Raw genomic sequence first — 26,577 nt, forward strand, 5'->3', positions numbered from 1 at the left:
TTATTCCGTTGCCGATTGTCGGGGTTGACGTGAAAAACGCAGACGCAGACGATCGAAGAACAGATATACCACCGGCGTGGTATAGAGCGTTAACAGCTGGCTCATCGCCAGCCCACCGACGATCGTAATCCCCAGCGGCTGGCGCAGTTCTGAACCATCGCCCCCCGAGAGCACCAGCGGCAGTGCGCCAAACAGCGCCGCCAGCGTGGTCATCATAATCGGGCGGAAACGCAGCAGGCAGGCCTGGAATATCGCCTGCTCCGGCGGCAGATTGCCGTTTCGCTGCGCCTCAAGGGCGAAGTCGACCATCATGATGGCGTTTTTCTTCACAATGCCAATTAATAGCATGATCCCGATTAAGGCAATTAGGCTGAACGGGGCATTGAACAGCTCCAGCGCCAGCAGCGCCCCGACGCCAGCCGAGGGCAGGGTAGAGAGAATGGTCAGCGGGTGGACGTAGCTTTCGTACAGAATACCCAGCACGATATAGACCGTGGCAATGGCGGCGATAATCAGGATCACCTGCGAGTTCATCGTATCCTGGAACACCTGCGCCGTCCCGGCAAACGAACCGCGAACCGTTGAGGGGACGCCAAGCTGCGTCATGGTACGGTTAATCGCATCGCTGGCTTCTGACAGCGATTTCCCGGTCGGCAGGTTGAAGGAAACGGTTGAGGCTGCTGATAGCCCCTGGTGGTTAACCGACAGCGGGGCGTTTGCCGGCTGCCATTTAGCAAAGTAGGACAGCGGGATCGCTTTGCCTTCGCCGTTGATGACAAACATTTTATCCAGCGCGCTGACGTCCTGGGTATAGACCGGGTCGACCTCCATCACCACTTTGTACTGGTTCAACGGCTGATAGATAGTGGATATCTGTCGCTGACCGAAGGCGTTGTTCAGCAGGCTGTTGGCGGCTTCCACGCTGATGCCCAGCCGCGACATCGTTTCCCGATCGTAGACCAGGTCCATTTCCGCGCCGTTGTCCTGCTGATCCGAGTTGACGTCCGCCAGTTCCGGCAGCGCGGCCAGCGCTTTGCGGATCTTAGGCTCCCATTCGCGCAGGGCGCTAAGATCGTCCGACAGCAGCGTGTACTGGTAGCTGGCGTTGGCCTGACGGCCGCCGACGCGGATATCCTGTACCGCCATTAAGAACAGGTTCGCGCCCGGCTCTTTGGCGAGCTTTTTACGCAGCCGATCGATAATCTGCTGCGCCGATGCCTGACGTACGTCGCGCGGTTTGAGGGTGATAAACATCATGCCGCTGTTCACGCGCGAGCCGCCGGTAAAGCCGGTGACGTTATCTACCGCCGGATCCTCACGGATAATTTTCATAAAATCCTGAAGCTTACCGCGCATCGCCTGGAAAGAGATGCTCTGGTCGGCCTGAATGCCGCCCATCAGTACGCCGGTATCCTGCTCCGGGAAAAAGGTTTTGGGGATTGAGATGTACAGCCAGACGTTCAGCGCGATGGTGGCAAGGAACACGACGCCCACCAGCCGGGCGTGCGCCAGCACCCAGTGCAGCGATTTGGCATAGCCGCGCTGCATGGCAATCAGCAGGCGGCCGATGCCTTTGTTACGGTTAGGGGTATGCGCTCGGCTGGATTTCAGCATCCAGCCGCACATCATCGGCGTGAGGGTCAGCGAGACGGCGAGCGAAATCCCGATCGCGACCGACAGCGTCACGGCAAACTCACGCAGCAGCCTGCCGGGCAGGCCGCCCATCAGCAGCAGCGGCAGGAACACCGCCACCAGCGACACGCTCATCGACAGCACGGTAAAGCCGACTTCACGGCTACCCTGCAGCGCTGCCTGTAGCGGTTTCATGCCCGCTTCCAGGTGGCGGGAAATGTTCTCCAGCACCACGATGGCATCATCCACCACAAAGCCGGTGGCGATGGTCAGCGCCATCAGGGACAGGTTGTTGAGGCTAAAGCCGCAAAGGTACATGGCGGCGAAGGTGCCGATAAGCGACACCGGTACCGCGACCGCCGGAATCAGCGTCGCGCGGCCGGATCGCAGGAACAGGAACACCACCAGAATCACCAGCGCCACCGAAATCACCAGCGTCTGTTCCACTTCTTCGAGTGAGGCGCGAATGGTCGGGGAACGGTCCTGAGCGATTTGCAGGTCAATGGCCGCCGGAATGGTCTGCTGAAGTTCCGGCAGCTCGGCGCGGATCCGGTCAACGGTGTCGATAATATTGGCTTCCGGCAGCTTGCGGATCATCAGCAGAATGGCCGGTTTGGCGTTGGTCATCCCGGCGTTGCGCACATCCTGTACCGAGTCGCTGACCGTTGCCACGTCGCCCAGACGCACCGCTGCGCCGTTGTTATAGTGCACAATCAGCGGCTGATATTCGGCCGCTTTTTTCAGCTCATCGTTGGTTTGCACCTGCCAACGCTGGGTACTGTCGTCAATGGCCCCCTGCGGCTTGCGCACGTTAGCGTTGCTGATGGCGGTGCGTACCGCATCCAGCGACACGCCCTGGTTAAACAGCGCCTGCGGATTGAGGTCGACGCGAACGGCGGGCAACGAGCTACCGCCAACGTCTACATCGCCGACGCCGTCAATCTGCGCGATGCTTTGCGCCAATTGGGTGGAAGCGAAATCGTACAGTTCGCCCTGCGAGTAGGTGTCCGAGGTCAGCGTCAGGATCATAATCGGCGAATCTGACGGATTGGCCTTGCGGTAGGTTGGACGGCTCGGCATGCCGCTCGGCAGCAGGTTTTGCGCGGCGTTGATCGCCGCCTGCACGTCACGCGCAGCGCCGTTGATGTCGCGGTCGAAATTAAATTCCAGAATGATTCGCGTGCTGCCCAGCGAACTGCTGGAGGTCATTTCGTTCACGCCCGCAATACGCCCCAACGACCGCTCCAGCGGCGTGGCGACGGACGAGGCCATGGTTTCCGGCGAGGCCCCCGGCAGCGAGGCGCTGACCATTATCACCGGGAAATCGACCTGCGGCAGCGGCGCGACCGGCAGTAGACGAAAGCCCAGCACGCCGCACAGCGTGATGGCGACGGAAATCAAAATCGTCGCTACCGGGCGGTAAATGAAGAGCGCAAAAAATTTCACTTACGCTTCCTCTTCACGGTGCGGGAATCGGCTTTTCAGGTACAGCGACAGACGATCGAACAGCAGGTAGATAACCGGCGTGGTGAACAGCGTCAGCACCTGGCTAACCAGCAGCCCGCCGACCATACCGATCCCCAACGGGCGACGCAGTTCGGCGCCGACGCCGGTACTCAGCATCAGCGGCAGTGCGCCGAGCAGGGCGGCCAGCGTGGTCATCAGAATCGGGCGAAAACGCAGCAGGCAGGCCTGATAGATAGCTTCTCGCGGCGCCATCCCTTGTTCGCGTTCGGCGGCGAGCGCAAAGTCGATCATCATGATTGCGTTTTTCTTCACGATGCCGATCAACAGAATTATCCCGATGATGGCGATCACGTCCAGCTCGTTGCCCGCAATCATCAGCGCCAGCAGGGCGCCGACGCCCGCCGTCGGCAGGGTCGAGAGAATGGTGATCGGGTGAATAAAGCTTTCATACAGTACGCCCAGCACGATGTACATCGCGACGACCGCCGCAACCACCAGCCAGACGGTGCTGCTGAGCGCCGACTGGAAGGCGAGGGTGCTGCCCTGGAACTCGGTGCGGATATCGGCCGGGAAATTCAGCGTTTTCTCCGAGTCCATGATTGCCTGCACCGCGTCACCCAGCGAATAGTTATCCGGCACGTTGAACGAGATGGTGGTCACCGGGAACTGATCGAGATGATTGATCGACAGCGGCGCAAAGCGCTGCTCAACCTTAGCAATGGCGGTCAGCGGCACGATGCCGCCGTCGCTGCTGGTCAGGCGCACGTTATCCAGCGCCGCCAGCCCCGGCGTTGCGCGGGTGTCATGCTCCAGCACCACGCGGTACTGGTTGGCCTGGGTGTAAATGGTTGAAATCAGCCGCTGGCCAAAGGCGTTGTACAACGCGTTGTCGACGTCGGCCATTGAAATACCGAGACGGCTGGCGCTGTCGCGGTCAACGTTAACGTAGGCGACCAGCCCTTTGTCCTGCCAGTCGCTGCTGACGTCGGAAAGCTGCGGCAGCGTCTGCAGCTCGGCCATCAGCTGCGGAACCCACTCGCTCAGCGCGTCCAGCGAATTGGCCTGCAGCGTAAACTGGTACTGGGTGCGGCTGACGGTGGTGTCGATGGTTAAATCCTGCGTCGGCTGTAAATACAGCTCAACCCCGGGAATGCGGTCAACCGATTGCTGCAGGCGGCCGATGACCGTCTGAACGCGGTCATCGCGTTCGCTGAGCGGTTTGAGGTTAATTTGCAGACGTGCGCTGTTTAGCGCCGGGTTGGTGCCGTCGACGCCCACAAAGGAGGTCAGACTTTCTACCGCCGGGTCTTTCAAAATGGCGTCAGCCACCGTTTGCTGACGTTGCGCCATGCTGGCGAATGAAACCGACTGCGGCGCTTGTAGGGTCCCCTGGATAATACCGTTATCCTGAATCGGGAAAAAGCCTTTGGGAATCGTTATCCACAGGATAACCGACAGCGCCAGCGTGCCCAGCGCTACGCTCAGCGTCAGCCATGGATGGTTGAGTACGCGCGCCAGCAGATGGCCGTAGACGGCAATCACCCGGTCAAAGAATCGCTCGCTGGCGCGTGAGAACCGATTCTGTTTGCGCAGTGATTCGTGGCTCAGCATCCGTGCGCACATCATCGGCGTCAGGGTTAACGACACCACCGCGGATATCAGTATCGCCACCGCGAGAGTGACGGCAAATTCACGGAACAGACGACCGACAATATCGCCCATAAACAGCAGCGGGATCAGCACTGCGATCAGGGAGAAGGTCAGTGAGATGATGGTAAAGCCAATCTCGCCCGCGCCTTTCAGCGCCGCGGCCATCGGTTTCTCGCCCTTTTCGATATAGCGTGAGATGTTCTCGATAACCACAATCGCATCATCGACCACGAAGCCGGTGGCGATAGTCAGCGCCATTAACGTCAGGTTGTTGATAGAGAAGTCGAGAAACACCATGACCGCAAACGTGCCGACCAGCGACAGCGGTACGGCGACCCCGGGAATGATCGTCGCCGGGACGTTACGCAGGAACAGATAAATAATCATGACCACCAGCGCAATCGCCAGCATCAGTTCGAACTGCGTGTCGGACACTGAAGCGCGAATGTTGGTGGTGCGGTCAGAGAGCACCTCAACGTTGACTGATTTCGGTAAACTTTCGGTCAGCTGCGGCAGCATCTGACGAATGCTGTCCGCGGTCGAGATGATATTCGCGCCCGGCTGACGTTGCACGTTCATCACGATGGCCTGTTTTTTATTGGCCCATGCGCCAAGCCAGGTATTCTCTGCACCTTGCTCAATGGTCGCTACGTCGCCAAGGCGAATTGGCGCGCCGTTTTTATAGGCGACGATCAACTGACGGTATTCCTGCGCGGACTGCATCTGATCGTTTGCCGAAAGCGTTACCGCGCGCGCCGGGCCGTCGAGGCTGCCTTTTGCGGAGTTGACGTTGGCGCTGGTGATGGCGGTGCGAATATCTTCGCTGGTCAGCCCCAGCGCGGCAATGGCCTGAGCGTTGAGCTTCACGCGCACCGCCGGACGTTGGCCGCCCGCCAGCGTGACCAGCCCGACGCCGGAGACCTGGGAGATTTTCTGCGCTACGCGGGTTTCCACCATATCTTCCACTTCCGTCATCGGCGTGGCGGACGAGGTGACGGCGAGAGTCATTATCGGCGGATCCGCCGGGTTGACCTTGCTGTAAACCGGTGGATTAGGCAGATCGCTCGGCAACAGGTTGGTGGCGGCGTTAATCGCCGCCTGCACTTCCTGCTCGGCGACGTCCAGCGGGAGCGTCAGCTGGAACTGAAGGGTGACGACCGATGCGCCGCCGGAGCTCTGCGACGACATCTGCTTGAGGCCGGACATCTGGCCAAACTGACGCTCAAGTGGCGCGGTAATCGCCGACGTCACCACATCCGGGCTGGCGCCCGGATACAGGGTGACGACCTGAATGGTCGGATAGTCCACTTCCGGCAGCGCGGAAACGGGCAGGAAACGGTAGCCGATGATCCCGGCCAGCAGGATCGCCACCATCAGCAGGGTGGTGGCGACCGGGCGCATAATAAACAGGCGGGATGGGCCGCCAGTATTGCTCGGCGGTAATACTTGCATCAGCCACGCGCTCCTTTATGGCCCGCAGAGCGGCCCTCGGCGGCGGCCGGTTTCTCCGCATTGGCGGTAGCGGCATCGTGGGCGGTAACGACTTCCACTTTCGCACCTTCGGTTAAGCGGTCAATACCGTCGGTCACCACGCGATCGCCCGCGGAGAGCCCGGCGTCGATGACCACTTTCTGGCTATCCTGAATCCCCGGCGTCACGGTGTGTTTGCTGACCTTGTTGTCGCTGTTCAGCACCCAGACAAAGTGGCCATCGTTGCCCATTTGCAGCGCAGCGGCAGGGATCACCACCGCATTTTGCTGGGTATCGACCAGCATACGGGCGTTAACAAACTGGTTCGGGAACAGGGCATCGTCCTGGTTGTTAAAACGCGCTTTCAGCTTGATGGTGCCGGTGGTGGCGTCAATCTGGTTGTCGAGGCTCAGCAGCGTGCCGTCGCTGAGTTTGCGTTTGTTGGTGCGATCCCACGCTTCCACCGCCAGCGTTTGCCCGGCTTTTTGTGCCGCCACGACGGTTGCTATGTCATTTTCCGGCAGGGTGAAGACCAGATCGATAGGGTGCGTTTGCGTCAGCACCACGATGCCGGTGGTGTCGCCGCTGGAGATCTGGTTGCCGATATCGACCTGTTTCAGACCTACGCGGCCGTCGATCGGTGCGGTGATACGGCTCCAGTCAAGCTGCAGCTGCGCGCTGGCGACGGCGGCTTCGTCGGCCTTAATCGTACCTTCGGTTTCGCTGACCAGCGACTGCTGGGTATCCAGCTCCTGGCGCGAAACCAGGTTGGTTTTTGCCAGCTGCTGATAGCGGGCCAGATCGCGGCGCGCGTTGGCCAGCGTTGCTTTGTCTTTAGCCAACTGCCCCTGCGCCTGAGCGAGCGCGACTTTAAACTGGCTAGGATCGATTTCTGCCAGCAGATCGCCGGCTTTGACCTGCTGGCCTTCCTGGAAGTGAATGGCTTTGAGCTGCCCGTCGACGCGGCTACGCACGGTCACGGTGTTGGCGGCCGTAATGGTACCCAGCCCGCTGAGGTAGCGCGGAACGGCTTCGCTGGTGGCGGTTGCGGCCTGTACCGGCGCGAGTGCGCCGCCAAAACGCCCGCCGTGACGTCCGCCGCCGGCCGGGGCGGCCCCTGCCGGTTTCGCTGCGCCTGAAGTGTCGGAATTGCTGCTGAAATGCCAGATGCCTATCGCCCCAGCGGCCACTACCAGCACGGCCAGCGCTACTCGCCAGCGAATCTTATGACTGCCTTTCATTGTTATACGTGTCTCGTCCTGAATCATTCCACGAAATGATACTAGTTTAGTAACGGAACGCTCAGAAAAAATGGAGGAAATATGAAAGACGGAAGGAATCGTCTGAATCGCGTCAGCTTTACGAGCCGCCTCGCAATCCCCAACGATGAAAAACCGCGCCGCCGCCGCACGTGCTACCGTCGGCGGCGTTTAGCAGGGCGCTAAAACAGGAAAGCCCCTCCTGAAGAAGGGGCCTTTTATAAGGAAAGGGTTATGATGAAACACCTCATCATACTGGTGATACTCTTAGTGATTAGCTTGCCAGCATACTAAGACACCAGGGGGAGGAGAAATCCTCCCTTACCCTCATTCCTTTACCATAGGTCGAAAAAACAGCGAAGTCAACGGCGAACCATCAGGCGAATACCACCTGCGCCCAGCGCGCCAGACCGGCGGTTACCGAGCCAAAATCGTCGCCGCCGGCAATCGGAATACCGGGCAGCTGTTGGGCCAGCGCTTTCTTAATCAGCGGCGAGCGGGCGCTGCCGCCGGTTAAGTAGATGACGTCCGGTTTTTCGCTGCTGTTTTCCAGCGCCAGCTGTACCTGCTCAAGAATGCGGGTCAGCGGCTGGTTCAGCGCCGTTTCAAGACCGTCCTGGCTGATGGCGGTCGCCAGTTCATCGCTGATAAACGGCAGTGAGGTTGCGATGTGTTCGCTTTCGGACAATGCAATTTTGCTCTCTTCCGCGCTACGCACCAGACGGTAGCTTAACCGCTGCTGCCACACTTTATAGAGCAGCGCGACTTTATCGGCGTCGCGGGCGTCACGCGCCAGATCGCGCAGCAGGCGGCCGTTGGCGGCGCTGTAGAAGTCGGTTTGCGCCGGCACGTCGTTAATCGCGACCGCGTTCCACCACGGCAGGATCGGCAGGGCGATGCCTTTTTCCGTTTCGCCGCCCATGCCGAGCAGCGGCATCAGGCTTTTGAACGCCAGCGCGATATCCAGATCGTTACCGCCAACGCGGCAGCCGCTGTGGCCGAGCAGGCTCTGCTCGCGGTCGTGACGGGCGCGCCACTGCGGCCCCATCAGCAGCACCGAGCAGTCGGTTGTCCCGCCGCCGATATCCACCACCAGCACCCGTTTTTCCTCGCTGAGGCTGGCTTCAAAATCCAGCCCGGCAGCTACCGGCTCATACTGGAAAACCACGTCGCGGAAACCGGCGCGTTTCGCCGCACGCTGCAGAATACCTACCGCCTGCGCGTTGGCTTCATCGCCGCCCAGCCCCTGGAAGTTAATCGGGCGGCCAATCACCGCCTGCTCGATGGTATCCTGCAGCTGCGACTGCGCCTGCTGGCGAATATGCAGCATCATCGAACACACTAAATCTTCGAAAACGGCAACCTGCTGCGGCTTCAGGCCGCTGGCGCCGAGGAAGGATTTCGGTGACTTCACGAAGTACACCTCTTCCGGGTCATCGATATACTGTTTGAGCGATGCCAGGCCAAACTGCACGCTGTTGCTCAGGACGTCGATATCTTCATCGCGGTTGTAGTTCATCGCGCGGCGCAGCAGGGCCTGGGTTTCATCGCCCGTGGCCGGTACCTGATGATGGCGATACAGCCATTCGCTGACCGCTTCGCGGGTCGGCGCTGACAGCATCGACGGCAGCAGGGTGCTGCCGTTCTCCATCATCAGCATGCGCGGCGCGCCGTCCTGCATCACGGCGATAGAGCAGTTCGCCGTCCCGTAGTCAAAACCAATAAACACGTCAATCATCCCCATGCCAGTGAAGAAAGGGGGGCGACTTTAGCGGAATGTGGGGATGGCGGCAACTGGAATATGAAAGCAAGGTTTTCGCGTTGATTAGCGGCTATGCTGTCACGCTACGCCCGTTGTCTTAAGATAAGGAGACTCGATGTTTGAACTGCCCTGGCGAGCGCCGTACGACTGGCGCTGGATGTTTGGTTTTTTACAGGCGCGTGCCGTTGCGGGAATCGAGCATTTTCATGCGCACAGCTATACCCGTAGCTGGCGCTGCGGGCCACATTGTGGGCTTATCACCATGACGCCGGACGACGTGCAGCAACGGCTTCGGGTGACGCTGTCCGCCGGGCTGCTGCCGGTGGCGGACGAGGCCTTAGCAGGCGTCACGAGGCTGCTGGATTTGCACTGCGATCCGCAGCAGGTGCAGCGCGCGCTGGGGGCGCTGGCGGCAGGGAGGCCGGGGCTGCGCTTGCCCGGCGCATTTGATGCCTTCGAGCAGGGCGTGAGGGCGATTCTTGGCCAACTGGTGAGCGTGAAAATGGCCGCGCGGCTGGCGGCAAAAGTGGTGGCGCTGTACGGCGAACCGCTGGCGCAGACGGACGGCTTTGCTTTATTTCCTACACCGGAGCGGCTGGCGGCGGGTGACCCACTGGCGCTGAAGGCGCTGGGAATGCCGCTCAAGCGCGCTGAAGCGCTAATCCATTTTGCCCGCGCGGCGGCCAGCGGCGAACTGCCGCTGACCCTGCCGGATGATGTCGAGCAGGCGCTTCGTGCGCTCCAGCAGTACCCGGGAATCGGCCGCTGGACTGCAAACTACTTTGCGCTGCGCGGTTGGCAGGCGCAGGATATTTTCCTGCCGGACGATTATCTGATTAAACAACGCTTTCCCGGTATGACGCCCGCGCAGATTCGCCGCTACGCCGAGCGCTGGCAGCCGTGGCGCTCCTACGCGTTATTGCATATCTGGTATGCAGACGGCTGGTCGCCGACCTGACGCGGCGGGCTGTACACCGTCACGATGCCGCGGCCGTTATGCTTCGAGGCATAGCAGGCGGAATCGGCCTGCACAAGCACGTCGGCCAACTGAGCGTTGTGCTCATGGATCAACGTCAGTCCGGCACTGGCGCCGATGCGGTGCCGACGGCCGGCCCAGGTAAACTCGTAATGTTTGATGGCTTCAACAATGCGCTCGGTTGCATTCAGCGCCTGCTCGGTAGAGCAGTGGCGCAAAATAAAGCCGAACTCATCGCCGCCGAGGCGTGCCAGAATATCGCTCGGCCGCAGCTGTGAGCGCATCAGCCCGGCGATTTCATGCAGCAGGGCATCACCGGCGGCGTGGCCAGCGCTGTCGTTGACCGCCTTGAAGAAGTCGAGATCCAGCATGATCAACGCGTGCGATTGGTGGCCGCCCGGTAGCGCCGTCAGCAGCGCTTTAAGCTGGCTTTCGAAGCTTGAACGGTTGGGCAGGCCGGTCAGCGCATCGTGACTGGCGTTATAGCTCAGCTGACGCAGCAGGCGGCGTGACTCGGTTACGTCCTGGATAACCAGCACAAAACCAATATGCTCGCCTTCCTGGGTGCTGAGCGGCGTCATGCTGTGGTGAATATCGAAGCTGCCTCCGTAGCGGTTATGCAGCACTTTATTCAGTTCGATATCGCTATCGAGGTTTTCGTCGCTGTACAGATTTTCCAGCGACGGCCCCTTATCGCCAAAGGTAATATTCAGCACCTCGCGCAGCGATTTTCCCTGGGCTTCCGCCTGCGACCAGCCGCTGATTTTCTCGGCGACCGGGTTCATAAAGGTGATGTTCTGCTGGCTGTCGGTACTGATCACTGCTTCACGAATGGAATCCAGCGTAATGTGCAGTCGCTCTTTTTCCTGGAACAGCGCTTCGTTGGTGTGGGTAATCTCTGCCATCAGGCGCTTGTTGGCCTCGCGGCTTTTTTTCAAGTCGTTGATGTCTTCAATCTGCTGGATAAAGTACAGCGGCGTACCGTCGTTGTTGCGTACCAGCGAGACCGCCAGCAGCGCCCAGACCGCTTCACCCTGACGCGTGCGGTAGCGTTTTTCCAGCGAATAGCTCTCAATTTCACCGCGCACCAGACGGTCTAACTGTACCAGGTCCTGCGGTAAATCTTCCGGCCAGGTGACCTGCTGGAAGGTCATGTGATGCAGCTCGTTCGGGGTGTAACCCAGAAAGACGCCCAGCGCTTTATTCACCTGTAGCCACTGACCATAGGCGTCGACCACCGCCATACCGACCGCCGAGTATTCCATCGCGTTGCGAAAACGGGTTTCGCTTTCCGTAATACGGCGTCGCTCGCTGTACACCGCGTACATGGCGATACTCATCACGCCGGTAGGCAGCAGCACCATCAGGAACGGCAGCCCCAGCATATTGCTTAACCGGTAGCTGTTAAGGGTGTTTACGATGATCTCCTGCACCAGCGGGTGCTGCGCAGAGAGCGTCAATACCGTCATAATGGTCAGCAGAAAAATCAGGAAGGCTTCAATGCGCGGTAGCCGCACTGCGCTCCACATCATCAGCACCATAATGAAGGTGAACGGCCAGGGCATGTACAGCATGGCAATCACGCTTAGTGCCAGCGTGAGGATGGCGGTCAGTAGGGTTGATGCCAGCAGCGTGCGGTTGCGATAGCGCTGGAAATAATCCGGGCGGATCAGTAGCCCCAGCGGCACCAGCGCCAGCGCACCGGCGGCGTCCGACAGCATCCACACTACCAGGGTCTGGAAAGCGTTGTCGCCGGGCGTCCAACTGGCGACCAGGATGCCGCCCAGGAACGGGGGAATCAGCGCCGCGGCAATCGCCATTTGCGTCCAGTCGGCTAAATTTTTCAGCGGATTATCATCCACCAGCCAGCGGCGCAGCAGTAGCGCACCCACCAGCGCCTCCATCAGATTTGCCAGCGGATAAAACAGCCCGACCTGTGCAGGGCCATCAACGGCGGTAGCGGCGATGATCCCCAGTACGCCAGCGATGCCAATACAGGGCCACAGCGTGCTGTTAAAACGGTAGAACGCCGCCGTCATGATGGCCGTTGGGAACCAGACCGGCGAGAGCTCGTTGGGTACGCGCATTAACGACAGTGAAAACAGGGTGAATAAAAACGTCACGACAGTCAGACCAAACAGTATCTGCAACGTGCGTTGCCGCGAGGCGGGGAGGAGAGGGATAAAGCTGGTTTCTTTCTTCATTACCACTGTTTTCCGGAGGCAACCGCTCTCCGGCCATGCCGAGATGAGTGCCGATTATGCAACAACTTTAGCGCTATTTATCAGATCTGTGACACTAATTGACAATAATCGTCAATTAGTTACATCCGTAATATTAATTTCATCAATGTCTTGCGCAGCAGAAACCGACGCGCGGACGTTTCATCTTTTGTCATCACCGATCGATGCATTCGACTGGTATCGTTGCGACGAAATCCCTATAATTGCCACGTTTGGCGCTGATACACGTGTCTATTCAGATCGTTTCCTCTTGAATAATATTGTCTATTCGTGCCGTCCTTCCTATCATCCAGGTTAATCGGGTCGCAAAATTTATGACTGATAAGTCTCATCAGTGCGTCATTGTAGGCATTGCCGGCGCATCGGCTTCAGGTAAAAGTCTTATTGCTAGTACGCTGTATCGCGAACTGCGCGAGCAGGTGGGCGATGAGCACATTGGTGTCATTCCTGAAGACAGCTATTACAAAGACCAAAGTCATCTGTCCATGGAAGAGCGGGTTAAAACCAACTACGACCACCCGAACGCGATGGACCACAGTCTGCTGTTTCAGCATCTGCAAACGCTGAAACGCGGTAACCCTATTGAACTGCCGGTTTACAGCTACGTTGACCACACCCGCACGCAGGAAACGATCCACATCGAACCGAAAAAAGTGATCATCCTTGAGGGGATCCTGCTGCTGACCGACGCGCGTCTGCGCGAAGAGATGAACTTCTCCATTTTCGTTGATACGCCGCTGGATATCTGCCTGATGCGCCGCATCAAGCGCGATGTTAACGAGCGTGGTCGCTCGATGGACTCGGTGATGGCGCAATATCAGAAAACGGTACGCCCGATGTTCCTGCAGTTTATCGAACCGTCGAAGCAGTATGCCGATATCATCGTTCCGCGCGGCGGCAAAAACCGTATTGCTATCGACATTCTGAAAGCGAAAATTAGCCAGTTTTTTGAATAACTCACACGAATTGTGTAACGTGCAATAAGAGCCCTTAACCGTGATGGAAGAGGGCAGTCGTACAAAAGGAGAGTGATATGCGTCTGTGTGACCGAGATATAGAAGCCTGGCTGGATGAAGGCCGACTGGCGATTAACCCGCGTCCGCCGATTGAGCGTATCAATGGTGCCACCGTTGACGTGCGGTTAGGCAACAAGTTTCGCACCTTCAGCGGCCATACCGCCGCCTATATTGATTTAAGCGGGCCGAAGGCGGAAGTTAGCGCGGCGCTGGATCGCGTAATGAGCGAAGAGATTGTGCTGGCCGAAGGCGATGCCTTCTACCTGCATCCGGGTGAACTGGCGCTGGCGGTCACGCTGGAGTCGGTGACGCTGCCGGCGGATCTGGTGGGCTGGCTTGACGGCCGTTCCTCGCTGGCGCGTCTGGGGCTGATGGTGCACGTCACCGCGCACCGCATCGATCCCGGCTGGTCGGGCTGCATCGTGCTTGAATTCTACAACTCCGGCAAGCTGCCGCTGGCGCTGCGTCCGGGAATGCTGATTGGCGCGCTGAGCTTCGAACCGCTGTCGGGTCCGGCGGATCGCCCGTATAACCGTCGTGAAGACGCTAAATATCGCGATCAGCAGGGTGCGGTTGCCAGTCGTATTGATAAAGACTGAACCAGCGCAACGCGGGTGAGGGTGCCATGAGAAGAATATTAACGACGCTGATGATTCTGCTGGTGGTACTGGTTGCCGGCCTGTCATCGCTGGTGCTGCTGGTCAATCCTAACGACTTCCGCAGCTATATGGTGAAGCAGGTGGCCGAGCGCAGCGGATACCAGCTGCAGCTTGAGGGCGGCCTGCGCTGGCACGTCTGGCCGCGGCTGAGCATTCTGGCCGGCCGGATGGCCCTTACCGCGCCCGGCGCCAGCGCGCCGCTGGTGCGCGCTGATAACATGCGTCTTGACGTGGCGCTGCTGCCGTTGCTTTCACATCAGCTGCAGGTGAAGCAGGTGATGTTGAAAGGTGCGGTGGTGCAGCTAACGCCGCAAACCGAAGCTATTCGCGACCAAAACGCACCGGTGGCACCGCAAGGCACCACGCTGCCGCAGGAGCCGGGCGAGCGCGGCTGGTCGTTTGATGTTGCCGGGCTGCAGGTTGTTGATAGCGTGCTGGTGTTCCAGCATGAGGATGACGAGCAGATCACCGTGCGCGATATCCGCCTGCAAATGGAGCAAGATGCCCATCACCAGGCGAGCGTCGATTTCTCCGGTCGCATTAATCGCGACCAGCGTGATTTATCCCTTAATTTCTCCGCTCAGGTTCAGGCCGGCAACTATCCGCAAAGTCTTGAGGCCCAACTGTCGCAAATCAGCTGGCAGCTGCAGGGCGCCGATCTCCCGTCGCAGGGTATCAGCGGCAGCGGCAGCGTTAATGCCAGCTGGCAGGAATCCAGCAAGATGCTGAGCTTCAGCGCGCTGAATATGACGGCCAACGACAGCTCGCTGGCAGGCGAGGGCAGCGTGGTGCTCGGCGACGCGCCGGTTTGGTCGCTGAAACTGCAGTCTGACAAGCTTAATCTCGATAATCTGCTGGTGCGGGCCGATATCTTCAGCGGCAGTGGCGGCGGCGCGCAGCAGGCGCAGTCGGCGCCGAAGCTGCCGCGTCCGGTGATTGCCAACGGCGTCAATGTACCGCCTTACAGCGGTTTAACCGGGTTCAGCGGTACGCTGTCCATGGTGGCCAAACAGGTTATCTGGCGCGGTCTGCCGTTCAGCGATGTGGCTATCCAGGCGGATAACCAGCGCGGTCTGCTGCGTGTTTCCCAGCTTGAAGGTTCGCTGGCCGGCGGGCAGATTTCGCTGCCGGGCACGCTGGACGCCCGCGACGGTACGCCGCAGGCGACGTTCCAGCCGAAGCTCGATAATATTGAAATCGGCAGCCTGTTAAAGGCCTTTAATTACGCCATTAACATGACCGGTAAAATGTCGCTGGCAGGGGACTTCTCCGGTTCGGTGATTGATGCCAACCACTTCCGCCGCGACTGGCAGGGGCAGGCGAACCTTGAGATGAAAAATACCCGCACCGAGGGGCTGAACTTCCAGCAGCTGGTGCAGCAGGCCGTTGAGCGCAGCACCGACGTGCGCGCGCAGGAGAACGATGACAACGCTACGCGTCTGGATGAAATGAGCACCGACATCGATCTCGATAACGGCGTGCTGACGCTCAATAACCTGCAGGGCAAATCGTCGCTGATTCAGTTAACCGGTAAAGGGACGCTCAACCTGGTGAAAGAAGAAGGTGACATGCAGTTCGGTATTCAGGTTGTTGACGGCTGGCAGGGTCAGGGCCGACTCATCGATATTCTGAAATCGACGGCCATCCCACTGCGCGTTTACGGTAAGTGGGAGGCGCTAAATTACAGCCTGCAGGTTGATCAAATTCTGCGTCGCCAGCTGCAAAACGAAGCGAAACGCCGCTTAAATGATTGGGCGGAGCGTAATAAAAATACGCAGTCCGGTAAGGACGTCAAACAGCTGTTAAATCAGCCTTAACCCGCTGCCGTTAACCCGGCGTCGCAGCGTTCAACCGCGCGACGCCGGAAACGCACTTTACACTTCGTAATCCCACTCTTCCTGCGGCTGCGGGATAATCTGGACTTTTTGCACCCTGTGGCTCTCAACCTGTAAGGTTTTCAGCGTCCACCGGCCAATCTGTACCTCTTCGCCGGCTTTAGGAATGCGCTGCAGATGCTCCATGAGCAGCCCGGCAATGGTGTGATACTCGCGCTTTTCATCCAGCGGCAACGGCACATACTGCACCAGGTCTTCCAGCGGCATGTGGCCGTTGGCCGTCCAGCTGCCGTCGGCATTTTTCTGAATATCGTGGCGGGCGTCAATCTCCTCCGCCTCGTTAGGCAGATTGCCAGCAATGGTTTCCGTCACGTCGCTTAAGGTGACCACCCCTTCAACGGAACCGAACTCATCCACCACAAAGGCGAAGTGGGTCCGCGCGTTGCGGAACTGCTCCAGCGCCGACAGCAGCGGCAGCGCTTCCGGGAAGACCAGCGGCTGGCGGATTAATACGCGCAGATCCAGCGGTTCGCCGCGCAGCGACTGCTGCAGCAGATCGATAACGTGCACCACGCCGAGCAGGTCTTCTTCATCTTCGCCGCCGGTGACCACCAGACGCGTATGCTGGTTTTTTTCCAGCAGGGCGCGAATGTCGCTTTCCGGGGCGCTAAGGTCGATATGCTCAATATCATGGCGCGAGGTCATAATACTGCTGACGGTGCGCTGATTGAGATTGAGCACGCGCTCAATCATCCGTCGTTCCTGCGGGTCAAAGACCTGCTGGTCATCCTGATCGACCAGCAGCGATGCGGTGCCAGCATCCAGTTCAGCATCCTCTTTTTTGCCGCTTAATAAACGCAGCACCGCATCGGTGGTGCGGCTACGCAGCGACTGATTGGCGCTCAGGAAGCGGCGTCGGTTGAAGATTGCCAACTGGTTGAGAAACTCGATCATCACCGAGAAACCAATCGCAGCGTACAGGTAGCCTTTCGGAATGATGACGCCGAAGCCTTCCGCGACCAGGCTAAAGCCGATCATCAGGAGGAAGCTCAGGCACAAAATAACGATAGTGGGGTGGCTGTTCACAAAGCGGGTCAGCGCCTTGCTGGCCAGCAGCATCAGGCTGATGGCGATAATGACCGCAGCCATCATGACCGCCAGATGGTCAACCATCCCGACGGCGGTGATCACCGAATCGAGCGAGAAGACCGCATCCAGCACCACAATTTGCAAAACGACCGGCCAGAAACGTGCTCCGCGCCGCTGCGTTGGACTATCGCTGTCTTTGCCTTCCAGACGCTCGTTGAGCTCCACCGTAGCCTTAAACAGCAGGAAGAAGCCGCCGACCAGCATAATCAGATCGCGAGCGCTGAAGGTGAAGTCGCGGAGGCTAAACAGCGGCTTGGTGAGGGTGACCAGCCACGAAATAGAGGCCAGAAGCAGAAGGCGCATGACCATCGCCAGCATCAGCCCGGTGACGCGCGCCCGGTCGCGCTGGGCAGGCGGCAGTTTTTCCGCCAGGATGGCGATAAACACCAGATTATCAATTCCGAGAACCAGCTCAATGACGACCAGCGTCACGAGTCCCGCCCAAATAGAGGGATCGGCAATCCATTCCATACGTTGGTTAAAACCTTATGTTACAAGACGATTTGATCATGGATAAAGCCGCGGCAAAATGCAACGTCTGCCGGTGATTTATCACGATAAACCTTATGGATATGACGAAAATAATCGGCTGAATTGAATTAAAATAAATAACGAAAAAGATAAATAGCCTATATTGTCAATATAAAGAAAATCCTAAAACTTCAACGTTATTAGGTCTTAATATTATTCTTAAAAATATTTTTTAAGCAGCGGTAACCTTGCCTGCTATTCACTTAGCTGCAACAATTCTTCCGACGCTGAATGGAATAACCATTTACGTACGGCATAAAATAGCCATGCGGATGAGATAATTCCTGTAATTATATATCCAGGAATATTTCCTGTTCATTTCGCAATGACCGTGCTTTCTATAACAATATGAATTTTATGTGAATTGGTAGCTGGAAGCCAAGGGCGGTAGCGTGCCTGAAGGCGTGACGCAAAGCCTGAATTATTCTGTCAATAGCCTGCGGATGAATCCCTGTCTTTTTAGGATATATGCCAATTATATTTCATGGGGAATATCGGCGTCGTGGATTTAAAGGTAATCAAAGAGTACGGATTAATTTAATTCGCACAGGATAATTTTCTGCCAAAGTGATAAATAATCAATGATGAAATCCAAACTAAAATTGATGCCATTATTGGTGTCGGTAACCTTGATGAGTGGCTGCACCATCCTTCCCGGCAGCAATATGTCTACCTACGGAAAAGATGTGATTAAGCAGCAGGATGCTGATTATGACATTGGCCGGATGGTGAATGTTTATCCGCTGACCCCGCGCCTGATTGAACAATTACGCCCGCGTCCCAACGTCGCGCAGCCGAACATGTCGCTGGATCAGGAGTTAAGCAATTACCAGTACCGCGTAGGCTCCGGCGACGTGCTGAACGTCACCGTCTGGGATCACCCCGAGCTGACGACGCCGGCGGGGCAGTATCGTAGTTCCAGCGACACCGGCAACTGGGTACAGCCGGATGGCACTATTTTCTATCCCTACATTGGCAAGGTGCAGGTTAAAGGCCGCACGCTGGCGGAAATTCGTCAGACCATCACCCAACGTCTCGCCGCCTACATTACCGATCCTCAGGTGGATGTGAACGTTGCCGCCTTCCGCTCGCAAAAGGTGTATGTCTCCGGGCAGGTGAACAAGTCCGGACAGCAGGCGATCACCAACGTACCGCTGACCGTACTGGATGCGCTTAACGCCGCGGGCGGACTGAGCGAGCTGGCGGACTGGCGCAACGTGGTGTTGACGCATGACGGCAAAGAGCAGCGCATCTCGGTACAGGCGCTGATGCAAAACGGCGATCTGAGCCAGAACCGGCTGCTTTACCCGGGCGATATTCTGTTCGTCCCGCGCAACGATGATCTGAAAGTCTTCGTGATGGGCGAAGTGAAAAAACAGAGCACGCTCAAAATGGACTTCAGCGGCATGACGCTCACCGAAGCGCTTGGCCAGGCCGAGGGGATCGACCTGACCACCTCCGACGCCAGCGGCATCTTCGTGATTCGTCCAACCAAAGCGGGTAACGGCGGCAAAATGGCCAATATTTATCAGCTTGATATGTCCGATGCGACCTCGCTGGTGATGGCGACTAACTTTGTGCTGCAGCCTTACGACGTGGTTTACGTCACGACCGCACCGGTTGCCCGCTGGAACCGTCTGATCAACCAACTGTTGCCGACCATCAGTGGCGTTCGCTACATGACCGACACGGCGAAAGACATTCATACCTGGTAACCATCATGTTTAACAAAATTCTTGTGGTGTGCGTGGGGAACATCTGCCGTTCCCCGACGGCGGAACGCTTGTTGCGCCGTCATCTGCCAACGATGACCATCGAGTCGGCGGGGCTGGGGGCGCTGGTGGGCAAAGCGGCGGATGAGCGTGCCGCCAGCGTTGCGGCCGGACATGCGGTTTCACTTGAGGGGCACCGTGCGCGGCAGCTCTCCGGGCGCATGTGTCGGGATTACGATCTGATTCTGGCGATGGAGAAACGTCACGTTGCCACCCTGCATGAAATGGCGCCCGAGATGCGCGGCAAAGTGATGCTGTTTGGGCATTGGGATAACGAACGCGAAATTCCCGATCCGTATCGCAAAAGCCTGGAGGCGTTTGAAGCGGTGTACCAGTTACTCGACAGGTCTGCCAGCCAGTGGGCGCAGGCACTGAAAGCTCAGCAGGGATAACCATGACAGATAAAGTAAAACAGATAAGTCCGCCGGCTTCGGGCGGTGATGAGATTGATATTGGCCGCCTGGTGGGCACCGTTGTTGAGGGAAAGTGGTGGGTTATTGGCGTTACCGCGGCGTTTGCCGTGGCGGCGATTATCTACACCCTGTTCGCGACGCCGATTTACAGCGCCGATGCGCTGGTGCGTATTGAACAAAATCAGGGCAGCGCGCTGGTGCAGGATATCAGCAACGCGCTGACCAGCAAACCCCCGGCCTCTGAGGCGGAAATCCAGATGATTACCTCCCGCCTGGTGCTGGGCAAAACCGTTGACGATCTGGATCTGGACATCGCAGTCAGCAAGAACACCTTGCCTGTCATCGGGGCCGGGTGGGAGCGGTTGATGGGACGCCAGAATGAGACGGTGAAAGTCACGACCTTCAATCGTCCGGTCGCGATGGCCGACAGCACGTTTACGCTGGAAGTCCTGAGCCCCACCGCCTACCGCTTGAGCAATGATGACGGCTTTAGCGTAGAGGGCAAAGTGGGGGAAGCGTTAAATAAAGATGGCGTATCGCTGGTAGTCGCCGGGATTACCGCCCGTGAGGGCGCGCGTTTTACCGTCACTAAGTACTCCACGCTGGGGATGATTAACACGCTGCAAAACAGCCTGAGCGTGACGGAAGATGGCAAAGATTCCGGCGTGTTGACGCTGACGATGGTGGGGGAGGATAAGGATCGGATCCGCGACATCCTCAACACCATCGCCCATAACTATGTCGCGCAAAACGTGGCACGTAAATCGGAAGAAGCGGCCAAAAGTCTCGAGTTCCTTGAAGTCCAGCTGCCGCAGGTGCGCAGTCAGCTGGATGTCGCGGAGAACAAGCTCAACGCCTACCGTCAGCAGAAAGACTCCGTTGACCTGCCGCTGGAAGCGAAGTCGGTGCTGGACTCGATGGTTAACATCGATGCCCAACTGAACGAACTGACCTTCCGCGAAGCGGAAATCTCCAAGCTTTATACCCGTATTCACCCGGCCTACCGTACTTTGCTGGAAAAGCGCCGTGCGCTGGAAGAAGAAAAGGCGAAGCTGAGCAAACGGGTGACGGCGATGCCGAAAACCCAGCAGGAAATCGTACGCCTGACCCGCGACGTCGAGTCTGGTCAACAGGTTTATATGCAGCTGCTGAATAAACAGCAGGAGTTGAAAATCACCCGCGCCAGCACCGTCGGCGATGTGCGCATCGTCGATCCGGCGATCGCTCAGCCGGGGGTTGTGAAGCCGAAGAAAGCGCTGATCGTTCTGGGCAGTATTATTCTCGGCCTGATGCTGTCGATTGTCGGCGTACTGCTGCGCTCGTTGTTTAACCGAGGGATTGAAAGCCCGCAGGCGCTGGAAGAGCGCGGTATCAACGTCTATGCGAGCATCCCGCTCTCGGAATGGCAGAAATCGCGCGATAGCGTCAAAAGCGTGAACGGCGTGAAGCGCTACAAACAAAGCCAACTGCTGGCGGTGGGCAACCCGACCGATCTGGCGATTGAGGCCATCCGCAGCCTGCGTACCAGTCTGCATTTCGCCATGATGCAGGCGTCTAACAACGTGCTGATGATGACCGGGGTCAGCCCGTCTATCGGTAAAACCTTCGTCTGCGCCAACCTGGCGGCGGTCATTAGCCAGACCCATAAACGGGTACTGATGATCGACTGCGATATGCGTAAAGGGTACGCCCACGAGCTGCTTGGCACCGCTAATGATAACGGCCTTTCAGAGGTGCTGGTGGGCAAAACGGCGATTGAGCACTGCGTGAAGAAAACCGCGGTCACAAATCTTGACCTCGTGCCGCGTGGACAGATCCCGCCGAATCCGTCTGAACTGCTGATGGCCGAGCGTTTTAGCGAACTGCTGAAATGGGCGAGTGCGAACTACGATCTGGTGCTGATTGATACCCCACCGATTCTTGCCGTAACCGATGCCGCTATCGTGGGCCGCCATGCGGGCACCACGCTGATGGTGACGCGCTACGCGGTAAACACGCTGAAAGAGGTGGAGACCAGCCTGAGCCGCTTTGAGCAAAACGGCATTGTCGTAAAAGGGGTGATTCTTAACTCGATCTTCCGCCGTGCCACCGGTTATCAGGATTACGGCTACTACGAGTATGAGTATCAGTCGGATTCGAAATAGTCTTTTCCCTCTCATCCCGACCCTTACCCCTGTGGAGGGAGGGCCAGGGTGAGGGGAATAACCGCTCAACTGCCTATTCAGGGATATACCATGACAATAGACAACCCGTTGATCTCTATCTATATGCCGACCTGGAACCGACAGCAGCTGGCGATTCGCGCCATCAAATCGGTTCTCCGCCAGGACTACCCCCATTGGGAAATGATTATCGTCGATGATTGTTCCAGCCAGTATGAGCAGCTCCAGCAATACGTTGACGGGCTAAACGATAGCCGCGTGCAGTATACGCGTAACGCCATTAACAGCGGCGCCTGCGCGGTGCGCAATCAGGCAATTCTGCAGGCCAAAGGGCAGTTTATTACCGGCATCGACGACGATGATGAATGGACGCCGAACCGACTGTCGCTGTTCCTTGAGCATAAGCATCAGCTGATGAATCACGCGTTTTTATATGCCAATGACTACGTCTGCGAAGGCGAAGTTTACTCGCAGCCGGCCAGCCTGCCGCTGTACCCCAAGTCGCCGTTCTCCCGTCAGCTGTTCTATAAGCGCAACATCGTAGGTAATCAGGTGTTTAGCTGGGCCTGGCGTTTTAAAGAGAGCCTTTTTGATACTGAACTCAAGGCGGCGCAGGACTATGACATCTTTCTGCGCATGGTCATGGCCTACGGCGAGCCGTGGAAAATTGAAGCGGCAACGCAGATTTTGCACATTAATCACGGCGAAATGCAGATTACCTCTTCGCCGAAGAAGTTCTCGGGCTACTTCCGTTTCTACCGCAAACACAAAGCCAGGTTTGACCGCGCCAGCAAGAAATATCAGCTGTTTACGCTGTATCAGATTCGTAATAAACGCATGACATGGAAAACGTTTTTGACGCTGCTGTCGGTACGTAACGGAAAGCGCTGGGTTGACGGACTGCGGAGTAAATAATGCTACTGGAAGATTTACGCGCAAACGGCTGGAGCCTGCGCCCGTGCGGCATGGTTATCGCCTATCGCATCGCCCACTTTTGCTCGGTGTGGCGCAAAAAAAACATCCTCAACAACCTGTGGGCCGCGCCGGTGCTGGTGCTGTATCGGCTGATAACCGAATGTGTGTTTGGTTACGAAATTCAGGCGGCAGCGACCATCGGCCGACGTTTCACCATCCACCATGGCTACGCGGTGGTTATCAATAAAAACGTCGTGGCCGGCGACGATTTCACCATCCGCCATGGCGTCACCCTCGGCAATCGAGGTCCGGGAAGCCTGGCCTGTCCGACGCTCGGCAACGGCGTCGAGCTGGGGGCCAACGTGGTCATCATTGGTGGCATCACCGTTGGCAATCACGTCACTATTGGCGCGGGGAGCGTCGTGCTGGACGACATTCCCGACCACGCGCTGGTTACCGGCGAAAAAGCGCGAGTCAAGGTCATCAAATGAAAATTATGCAATTTAACGTCCGCCTGGCCGAAGGCGGTGCGGCGGGCGTAGCGCTGGATTTGCATCAGCGCGCGCTGCGCCAGGGGCTGGCGTCGAAATTTATCTACGGTTACGGCAAGGGCGGCAAAAAGAGCGTGAGCCACGATTGTTATCCGCAGGTGGTCAAGCAGACCGGGCGACTAACGTCGATGGCGAATCTGGCGCTGTTCCGTTTGTTTAACCGCGATCTGTTCGGCAACCTGAACAATCTGTATCGCCAGGTGAGCGAAATCGAAGGGCCGGTGGTGCTGCATTTTCACGTGATGCACAGCTACTGGCTGAATCTGGCGGAGGTGGTGAACTTCTGCACCCGGTTGAGGGCGCATAAACGCGATGTCACGCTTATCTGGACGTTGCACGATCACTGGAGCGTTACGGGGCGCTGCGCGTTTACCGATGGTTGTGATGGCTGGAAAACCGGCTGTCAGAAGTGCCCGACGCTCGGCAACTATCCGCCGGTGAAGGTCGACCGTGCGCATCAGCAGGTAGAGGAAAAACGCCGGCTATTCCGCCAGATGCTGGCGCTCGGCTGCCGCTTTATTTCGCCCAGCCAGCACGTTGCCGATGCATTTAACGGCCTCTACGGTATCGGGCGCTGCCAGATTATTAATAACGGTATCGATGTTGCCACTGAGGCCATTCTGGCCGAGCTGACGCCGGTAAAACGCCATTCATCGCGTCCTAAAATCGCCGTGGTGGCCCACGATCTGCGTTATGACGGTAAAACGAACCAGCAGCTGGTGCGTGACATCATCGCCCTTGGCGACAAGGTCGAGGTGCATACCTTCGGCAAATTCTCGCCGTTTTCCGGCAGTAACGTGGTGAACCACGGCTTTCTGACCGATAAGCGTCAGCTAATGAGTGAACTGAATCCACTGGACGCACTGCTGTTCAGTTCGCGGGTGGATAACTACCCGCTGATTCTGTGCGAAGCACTGTCCATCGGCGTGCCGGTGATTGCCACCCACAGCGAGGCGGCAAAAGAGGTGCTGGCGAAATCCGGTGGCCGAACGGTGGATGAGACCGACGTACTGACGCTGGTGCAGCAGCCGAAAGCGGAGATCGCCGAATCCATCTTTGGCACGTCACTGGAAAACTTTAGCACGCGCAGCCGCAAGGCCTATAGCGGACAACAGATGCTGGAGGAATATGTCTCGTTCTATCAGAATCTGTAGCTATCTGCTGCTGCCGCTTATTTACCTGCTGGTCAACGTCAAGCTGGCGCAGCTCGGGGAAAGCTTCCCGATTACCATCGTGACCTTTCTGCCGGCGCTGCTGCTGCTGTTTGTTGAGCGCATCAATCTCAAAAAGCTGATGATTGCCCTTGGTATCGGCGTCGCGCTCACGCTGTTCAACTACGCCTTTGGCCAATCGCTGGATCCCGGTAAGTACGTCACGTCGACGATGCTGTTTGTCTATATCGTGATTATCATCGGTATGGTCTGGAGCATTCGCTTTAAAACCATTTCACCGCATAACCACCGCAAAATTCTGCGCTTCTTTTACGTGGTGATTACCCTGGTGGTGATGCTGGCGGCGCTGGAGATGGCGCAGATTATTTTAACCGGCGGCAGCAGCCTGATTGCGACAATTTCCAAATATCTTATTTACAGCAATAGCTATGTTCTGAATTTTATCAAATTCGGCGGAAAGCGAACCACTGCGCTATATTTTGAACCCGCATTCTTCGCTCTGGCATTAATCTCAATTTGGCTCTGCATCAAACAGTTTGGTATCAAAACGCCAAAGTCTGATGCTATGATTCTGGCAGGGATAATTCTTTCCGGGTCCTTTTCAGGGGTAATGACATTTATTCTGTTTTACCTGCTTGAGTGGGCTTTTCAGTATCTGAACAAAGAGGCGATTAAGAAAAAGTTACCGCTGGCGATTATCTCATTAGGGGCGTTTTTTATCGGCCTGGTATTTGCGTTCCCGTATCTTGCGGAACGTATTGGCGATTTGGGCACGGAAGGATCATCGTCATATTATCGTATTATAGGTCCGCTGGTGATGGTCGGCTATTCATTAACCAGCGTTGATGGGGTTGTGCGTTTTGGTTCACTTTACGAATATGTGGCATCATTCGGAATATTTAACGGTGCGGATGTCGGTAAAACCATAGACAATGGTCTGTATCTGTTAATGATTTATTTTTCCTGGTTTGCTGTGGTATTAACTGCCGGTTATCTATATTACGTCTTTAAAATGTTCATTAACGCATTTGGGAATAATCGTAATTTTTCTGTGCAGCTGTATCTTTTTACGCCGATATCGTTGTTTTTTACCGGTTCGATATTTAGCCCGGAATATGCATTTTTAATTGTTTGTCCTTTTATTCTGCGTAAAGCGCTGAATATTGCCGACAGTCGATGAGGTGAAACATGTTGTTGAGCGTGGTAACCGTGGCGTTTCGTAACGTAGACGGAGTGGTCAAAACCTGGCGTTCGCTGGCGCATCTGGCGAACGATCCGAGCCTCACCTTTGAGTGGATTGTCGTCGACGGTGGCTCACAGGACGGGACGGCGGAATTTCTTGAGAAACGCAATGGCCAGTACCGATTACGCTACGTCAGCGAGCCGGATAAAGGGCTGTACGATGCGATGAATAAAGGCATCCGCATGGCGCAGGGCAAGTTTGTTCTGTTCCTGAACTCCGGCGACAGTTTCCATCCTGACGTTTCGCAGTTTGTCCGCCAGCTGCGCGCTAAAAACGATGATGCGATGTACCTCGGCGACGCGATGCTGGACTTCGGCGACGGTCATCGTATCCGGCGCAGCGCAAAGCGCGGCTGGTACATTTATCACAGCCTACCGGCGAGCCATCAGGCGATTTTCTTCCCGCTGCGTGGCTTACAACATTATCCGTACGATGTGCAGTACCGCGTTTCTTCTGACTATGCGCTGGCTGCCCGGATGTATAAATCAGGCTATACCTTTAAGCGTATTAAAGGGCTGGTGTCCGAATTTTCCATGGGCGGTGTTTCCACCACGAATAATATGCAACTGTGCCAGGATGCCAAAAAGGTACAGCGCGATATATTGCGAATGCCGACGCTGTTGACGGAATTATCATATTTATTACGCCTGCGCACGACCGGTAAAACCAAAGCCTTATATCACAAAGCATAAGGGGTCAG

The 26,577-nt window shown here is 57.1% G+C and carries 19 protein-coding genes; 13 read left to right on the forward strand and 6 right to left on the reverse strand.

Features of this window, described 5'->3' with window-relative positions; genetic code table 11:
- From mdtC to H7R76_RS08600, 3 genes are read right to left on the reverse strand one after another with little or no spacing between them, the layout of a single operon-like run.
- Positions 1-3,078, reverse strand: a complete 3,078-nt coding sequence (gene mdtC, locus H7R76_RS08590; protein ID WP_182967521.1) for a multidrug efflux RND transporter permease subunit MdtC — start codon at positions 3,076-3,078, stop codon at positions 1-3.
- Positions 3,079-6,201 carry an MdtB/MuxB family multidrug efflux RND transporter permease subunit gene (locus H7R76_RS08595; protein WP_106929497.1) on the reverse strand — a complete coding sequence of 1,041 codons (3,123 nt, stop codon included), beginning with the start codon at positions 6,199-6,201 and terminating at the stop codon, positions 3,079-3,081. It lies immediately after the preceding gene.
- On the reverse strand, positions 6,201-7,460 hold the full coding sequence (locus tag H7R76_RS08600) for an MdtA/MuxA family multidrug efflux RND transporter periplasmic adaptor subunit (protein ID WP_106929499.1): 1,260 nt from the start codon (positions 7,458-7,460) through the stop codon (positions 6,201-6,203). Before H7R76_RS08600 ends, H7R76_RS08595 begins: the two co-directional genes overlap by 1 nt.
- Before the next feature lie 252 nt (positions 7,461-7,712).
- Here H7R76_RS08600 and H7R76_RS08605 point away from each other — a divergent pair, with 252 nt between their 5' ends.
- Positions 7,713-7,772 carry a type I toxin-antitoxin system Ibs family toxin gene (locus H7R76_RS08605; RefSeq protein WP_182930611.1) on the forward strand — a complete coding sequence of 20 codons (60 nt, stop codon included), beginning with the start codon at positions 7,713-7,715 and terminating at the stop codon, positions 7,770-7,772.
- An 82-nt stretch (positions 7,773-7,854) separates the two neighbouring features.
- Here the strand turns inward: H7R76_RS08605 and yegD are convergent, their stop codons facing one another.
- Positions 7,855-9,207: a molecular chaperone gene (gene yegD / locus H7R76_RS08610; protein ID WP_182930612.1), complete on the reverse strand. Its 1,353-nt coding sequence runs from the start codon at positions 9,205-9,207 to the stop codon at positions 7,855-7,857.
- 148 nt (positions 9,208-9,355) lie between these two features.
- Between yegD and alkA the strand changes: the two genes are divergently transcribed.
- On the forward strand, positions 9,356-10,198 hold the full coding sequence (alkA, locus tag H7R76_RS08615) for a DNA-3-methyladenine glycosylase 2 (protein ID WP_106929500.1): 843 nt from the start codon (positions 9,356-9,358) through the stop codon (positions 10,196-10,198).
- On the opposite strand, the gene H7R76_RS08620 is transcribed toward alkA, so the two are convergent.
- Positions 10,150-12,420, reverse strand: a complete 2,271-nt coding sequence (locus H7R76_RS08620) for a PAS domain S-box protein (RefSeq protein ID WP_182967523.1) — start codon at positions 12,418-12,420, stop codon at positions 10,150-10,152. The genes alkA and H7R76_RS08620 overlap by 49 nt on opposite strands.
- 353 nt (positions 12,421-12,773) lie before the next feature.
- Here H7R76_RS08620 and udk point away from each other — a divergent pair, with 353 nt between their 5' ends.
- The 3 genes from udk to asmA all read left to right on the forward strand — a co-directional run bounded on the left by udk (position 12,774) and on the right by asmA (position 15,951).
- Positions 12,774-13,415 carry a uridine kinase gene (udk, locus tag H7R76_RS08625; RefSeq protein WP_106929504.1) on the forward strand — a complete coding sequence of 214 codons (642 nt, stop codon included), beginning with the start codon at positions 12,774-12,776 and terminating at the stop codon, positions 13,413-13,415.
- A gap of 77 nt (positions 13,416-13,492) precedes the next feature.
- Positions 13,493-14,074 (forward strand): dCTP deaminase, encoded by a 582-nt coding sequence (dcd, locus tag H7R76_RS08630; RefSeq protein ID WP_106929505.1) that lies wholly within the window; start codon positions 13,493-13,495, stop codon positions 14,072-14,074.
- Between the two features lie 26 nt (positions 14,075-14,100).
- Complete coding sequence (gene asmA, locus H7R76_RS08635) at positions 14,101-15,951, forward strand: outer membrane assembly protein AsmA (protein ID WP_182967525.1); 1,851 nt, start codon at positions 14,101-14,103, stop codon at positions 15,949-15,951.
- A gap of 57 nt (positions 15,952-16,008) precedes the next feature.
- On the opposite strand, the gene H7R76_RS08640 is transcribed toward asmA, so the two are convergent.
- Entirely contained in the window at positions 16,009-17,589 is a 1,581-nt protein-coding gene (locus H7R76_RS08640; protein ID WP_106929509.1) for a TerC family protein, read from the reverse strand.
- Between the two features lie 641 nt (positions 17,590-18,230).
- Here H7R76_RS08640 and H7R76_RS08645 point away from each other — a divergent pair.
- The 8 genes from H7R76_RS08645 to wcaE all read left to right on the forward strand — a co-directional run bounded on the left by H7R76_RS08645 (position 18,231) and on the right by wcaE (position 26,569).
- Positions 18,231-19,364, forward strand: a complete 1,134-nt coding sequence (locus tag H7R76_RS08645) for a polysaccharide export protein (protein ID WP_106929511.1) — start codon at positions 18,231-18,233, stop codon at positions 19,362-19,364.
- Positions 19,365-19,369: 5 nt separating this feature from the next.
- A complete protein-coding gene (wzb, locus tag H7R76_RS08650; RefSeq protein WP_106929513.1) occupies positions 19,370-19,813 on the forward strand; it encodes a low molecular weight protein-tyrosine-phosphatase Wzb in 444 nt (147 codons plus the stop codon).
- Positions 19,814-19,815: 2 nt separating this feature from the next.
- Positions 19,816-21,978 (forward strand): tyrosine-protein kinase Wzc, encoded by a 2,163-nt coding sequence (gene wzc / locus H7R76_RS08655; RefSeq protein ID WP_182967527.1) that lies wholly within the window; start codon positions 19,816-19,818, stop codon positions 21,976-21,978.
- Between the two features lie 90 nt (positions 21,979-22,068).
- Positions 22,069-22,911: a colanic acid biosynthesis glycosyltransferase WcaA gene (wcaA, locus tag H7R76_RS08660; RefSeq protein ID WP_106929517.1), complete on the forward strand. Its 843-nt coding sequence runs from the start codon at positions 22,069-22,071 to the stop codon at positions 22,909-22,911.
- Positions 22,911-23,402 (forward strand): colanic acid biosynthesis acetyltransferase WcaB, encoded by a 492-nt coding sequence (wcaB, locus tag H7R76_RS08665; RefSeq protein WP_106929519.1) that lies wholly within the window; start codon positions 22,911-22,913, stop codon positions 23,400-23,402. The genes wcaA and wcaB overlap by 1 nt, the downstream gene beginning before the upstream one ends.
- Positions 23,399-24,616: a colanic acid biosynthesis glycosyltransferase WcaC gene (wcaC, locus tag H7R76_RS08670; RefSeq protein WP_182967529.1), complete on the forward strand. Its 1,218-nt coding sequence runs from the start codon at positions 23,399-23,401 to the stop codon at positions 24,614-24,616. Before wcaB ends, wcaC begins: the two co-directional genes overlap by 4 nt.
- Complete coding sequence (gene wcaD / locus H7R76_RS08675) at positions 24,591-25,814, forward strand: colanic acid polymerase WcaD (RefSeq protein WP_182967531.1); 1,224 nt, start codon at positions 24,591-24,593, stop codon at positions 25,812-25,814. Before wcaC ends, wcaD begins: the two co-directional genes overlap by 26 nt.
- Before the next feature lie 8 nt (positions 25,815-25,822).
- Positions 25,823-26,569, forward strand: coding sequence for a colanic acid biosynthesis glycosyltransferase WcaE (gene wcaE, locus H7R76_RS08680; protein ID WP_182930342.1), 747 nt, complete (start codon positions 25,823-25,825; stop codon positions 26,567-26,569).
- The last annotated feature ends 8 nt before the right edge of the window (positions 26,570-26,577 follow it).

The organism is Klebsiella sp. WP8-S18-ESBL-06 (genome assembly GCF_014169755.1).
GTDB classification, from domain to species: domain Bacteria; phylum Pseudomonadota; class Gammaproteobacteria; order Enterobacterales; family Enterobacteriaceae; genus Kluyvera; species Kluyvera ascorbata_B.